Consider the following 3,668-nt stretch of genomic DNA (forward strand, 5'->3'; position numbering starts at 1 on the left):
CCCCGGACAAGGGCCGATCAGAAGAAGTGGGGAATATTCAAATGTCACAACTGGGGAAGATTACTCCGCCATCGACACGCTTTCCTGATGCGTCGCGAGGGGATGACCTTTGGCGAGGCGTACCGGGCGATTGCTGGCAGCGATCTGCCGGTAGTGACGGACGAAGACCGAGCGAAGCGCAAAGCCGAGAGCGATGCTATCATGGCGGCGCGTGTCCAACTTGCCCGCGACATATGGGACCAAGCCATAGGCGCCGAAGGTACGCCAGCACAGGTCTATGCGCTTTCGCGCGGCATCGAGACGCCGCTTCCGAATACGGTTCGCTTTGCCTCTATCCCCCGGTGGCGCGATCCCGAGACGGGCGAGGTTGGTCGCAATCATCCCGCAATGGTCTGCGCGCTGCAAGACATGGCGGGGGATCTGGTCGGCGTCCAATGCGTGTTCCTTGCTGATGGCGGCAAGCGTAAATATGCGGCGGTAAAAGCGGACGGCACCAAGGCGAAGGCGAAGCTTAGCTATGGGGCTGTGATCGGGTCGGCGTTCCGCGCGAGCGGGTCCGATCGCACCGCGCCACCGCCCGAGCATGTCACGCTATGCGAGGGGCCGGAGGACGGACTTACGCTCGCACAGGCGCTGCCGGGTAGGGCGATCTATGTGGCGTGCGGAACGGCGCTGATGCCACGCCTAACGCTTCCTGAGAGCGTCACGCGGATAACCATTGCTGGCGACAATAACGCGGCCGGGCAAGACGCGGTTTTCAAGTGCGTTGCCGAGTTCGAATTGCGCGGGCTCGAGGTGCTGCAAATGTTTCCGTCCGATGGCTTCAAGGATTGGAACGACGAATTACGGGGGATTCGCGCATGAACGCCGCGGCCCTCAACCTTGCCGATCGCGCCGAGCCCGTCACCAGTTGGCCCGCGCCTGATATGTCGATCCTTTCCGGTGGCCGCACGTCGCCGCCACCGATGCCGACTGAAATGTTTGGCGAGTTGTGGCCGCTGGTCAATGATCTGGCAGCCGGCGCAGGTTCCCCGGTCGATTATGTCGCTGTAGGCGTGCTGGCGGTCTGTGCGTCCCTGATAGGGGCTAAGCGGCGGGTGCAACCCTATGTGACGACGCCGCAATGGCAGGAACCGTGCGTGCTTTGGGTTGCGCCTGTCGGTGATCCATCCTCGAATAAGTCGCCCGCGATCGACGCTGCCACCGGCCCGTTGCGTGCCATGGAAGCCGAGCTAGCCGAGCATCACAAGACGCGGCTTCTTGGTTTCCAGACGGTGGCCGAACGCGCTCGGCAAGAGCGCTCCGAATGGCAAGCCCAGGTCAAGACGGCAACCAAGGACGGTGTAGCAACGCCGCCGATGCCAGAGGCTGCGGTTGATCCCGACGAGCCGCAACGCCCGCGGTTGGTGGTGCAAGATGCCACGCCGGAAGCGATGGGCGATATTCTGGCAGGCAATCCGAACGGGACGCTTCACCTTCGCGACGAATTGGCCGCGTGGCTTATGAGCTTCGAACGCTATTCGCCAGGCGGGCGTGAGTTTTGGCTAGAGGCCTATGGTGGGCGAGAGCATACGGTCGACCGCAAGGGCAACAAAGCGGGACCGGTGAACGTCTCGTTTAACGGCGTGACGGTGCTTGGCGGTATCCAGCCCGAGAAGCTGCGCGAGTGCCTGCTTAGGACCGCAGACGATGGCCTAGTGCCGCGCTTCCTTTGGGTGTGGCCCGATCCGATCCAGTACCGGCGCCCCCGCCAAGTGGCAGACGTTGGCAAGCTCGAGCGGCTTTATCGGCGCTTGCAACAGCTAGAGGCCAAGCGGTCGGATAGCGGCAAGATCGAACCGCGCGTGCTGTTGCTCGCCTCCGACACGGCCGACGTGTTTGAAGCATGGGTGCGGGAGAACGACGACGCGGTGCGTGAGGCGTCGTCGCTGTATAAGGGCTTTGTCGGCAAGCTGCGCGGCATGGTCCTACGGCTGGCGCTGGTGGTCGAGCTTATGGGCTGGGCTGCGGTAGGCGGATGCGAGCCCGATACTATCAGCGTCAAGACGCTGGCGGCGGTCCTAGGGTTTGTGGACGATTACGCCAAACCGAGCGCGTTGCGCGTGTTTGGTGACGCGGCATTGCCAGAAGAAGAACGCAACGCCGCCGCGCTCGCCCGCTACATCCAAAAGACGAAGCCCAAGCAGGTCAACGCCCGCGACATTCGCCGGTCGAGCGGCATCCCCACGCTTAAGCAAGCAAACGACGTGGATCTGGCAATAGAGGCGCTAATCGAAGCGGGTTGGCTGCGCGGGTCCAAGCATCGGGACGGCAGCACGCCAGGGCAGCCCCGCAAAGACTATGCGGTCAATCCCGCTGTGTTGAGCTAGCCCGATGGCCGGGTGGCGCGAGGTGGCCGCGAAGGCGCTGGCAGCCGGGGGCGAGGCGGCCCCTGTAAGGGACCTGTACGGGCTCGACGTGGAGCTTTACCGCAACCTGTCGCGGCTGGCGTCTCTGTCGCCGCCGGCAAAGATCGAAAATGCGGAAAACTGGCGGCGGGTGGTGCGAGATGCGCAACGCCTAGCGCGCGAGGGCTGGACCGCCACCGCGCTTTCGCTCGGTTGGACGGTGGCCGATCTGTACGGAGTCGGTGCGCGTGACGATTGGGATTTTCAGGGCCTCGCAATATGGGTCCAGGGGCGCAAGATTGTCGCGCTAGACGATCGCGTTTGTCTGGCGGGTGACGAAAGGCCGCTGGACGTGTTCGAAAAGGGCGGCCCTCGACACGGCCGAATGCCCGTGGTGACGCCGGTTATGCTGTGGGATTTTGGCCGGTGATCGGAGCTAATGGCACTACTGGCACTAATGGCACGGGCACCCTCGCGCTCGCTCCCCTCGCGCGGCGTAGGCTAAAAAAGGTCACTAACTAACTTATATTAAGAAAACAGGCAGAGGGGCTGCAAGATACGCTGTGCCATTAGTGCCATTAGTGCCAATAGGTCGGCGCGCTGCCGGTATCTCTCCCCTGTTGACCGGAAAGACCCGTACAAATGAATTGCCTAGCCGATACTAAAGCGAGCCATCGAAAGTTATACTGATGACGATCTAGGCCGATCTGTTGAGCTGGAAGCTGGCGCTATAGTCATATTAGAGCAGATGGGCCTTAATGACGACTTAGACGCAAATATCGCGCTAATGACGCCGGGCCTATTCTCGCCCGAGGCTTTCGCGCTGGCACTTACCTACCGGGAATAAGTCAGGCCCGCGCCCGCCGACACAGCCAAAATCTTTGGCGATTGCGTAGTTTACAAACCCGAACCTAACGAAGGTATCGCCGCTCGGGTATTTTCCTCAATCGAGTGCAACGGCGCGAGGCCGTGATCTATTGCTTGCGCATAGACCTTCAAGTCATATTCGACGGTCTTCAGTCGCTCATCTAGAAGCCTTATTTGGTACTTTACCCCTCTGAGCGCCGAGGTGATTTTAGAGGTGCAGTACAGCGCCAGCAAACCGTAGATCAACGGATACCACGACGCGTCGATCCCGTGCGCCCAGCTCATTCCGGCTTCTCGACCGGCTTATGCTTTGGTGATTACGTAGTTTACAAACCCGCTAGTGGTCCGAATCTAACACTTGGTGCCCGCGTCTGACCGCGGCGATGATTTTATCGGGGTCGGCGGTCCAGACGA

At 61.3% G+C, this 3,668-nt stretch carries 4 protein-coding genes; 3 read left to right on the forward strand and 1 reads right to left on the reverse strand.

Features of this window, described 5'->3' with window-relative positions:
* The 3 genes from QN347_RS18845 to QN347_RS18855 all read left to right on the forward strand — a co-directional run.
* Positions 1 to 864 (forward strand): toprim domain-containing protein (locus QN347_RS18845; RefSeq protein ID WP_323494312.1); only part of this gene is annotated, 864 nt, incomplete at its 5' end.
* Positions 861 to 2,369 (forward strand): YfjI family protein, encoded by a 1,509-nt coding sequence (locus tag QN347_RS18850; RefSeq protein ID WP_322163813.1) that lies wholly within the window; start codon positions 861 to 863, stop codon positions 2,367 to 2,369. The genes QN347_RS18845 and QN347_RS18850, both read left to right, overlap by 4 nt.
* Before the next feature lie 4 nt (positions 2,370 to 2,373).
* Positions 2,374 to 2,817, forward strand: a complete 444-nt coding sequence (locus tag QN347_RS18855) for a hypothetical protein (protein WP_322163814.1) — start codon at positions 2,374 to 2,376, stop codon at positions 2,815 to 2,817.
* Positions 2,818 to 3,284: 467 nt separating this feature from the next.
* Here QN347_RS18855 and QN347_RS18860 read toward each other — a convergent pair whose 3' ends face one another.
* On the reverse strand, positions 3,285 to 3,539 hold the full coding sequence (locus QN347_RS18860; protein ID WP_322163815.1) for a hypothetical protein: 255 nt from the start codon (positions 3,537 to 3,539) through the stop codon (positions 3,285 to 3,287).
* Positions 3,540 to 3,668: the final 129 nt, after the last annotated feature.

This window comes from Sphingomonas sp. 10B4, assembly GCF_035019905.1.
Lineage (GTDB): Bacteria > Pseudomonadota > Alphaproteobacteria > Sphingomonadales > Sphingomonadaceae > Sphingomonas > Sphingomonas glacialis.

Coding starts and splice junctions, on each gene's coding strand:
- QN347_RS18850 (WP_322163813.1), top strand. CDS start 861: ATGAACGCCGCGGCCCTCAACCTTGCCGATCGCGCCGAGCCCGTCACC.
- QN347_RS18855 (WP_322163814.1), top strand. CDS start 2,374: ATGGCCGGGTGGCGCGAGGTGGCCGCGAAGGCGCTGGCAGCCGGGGGC.
- QN347_RS18860 (WP_322163815.1), bottom strand. CDS start 3,539: ATGAGCTGGGCGCACGGGATCGACGCGTCGTGGTATCCGTTGATCTAC.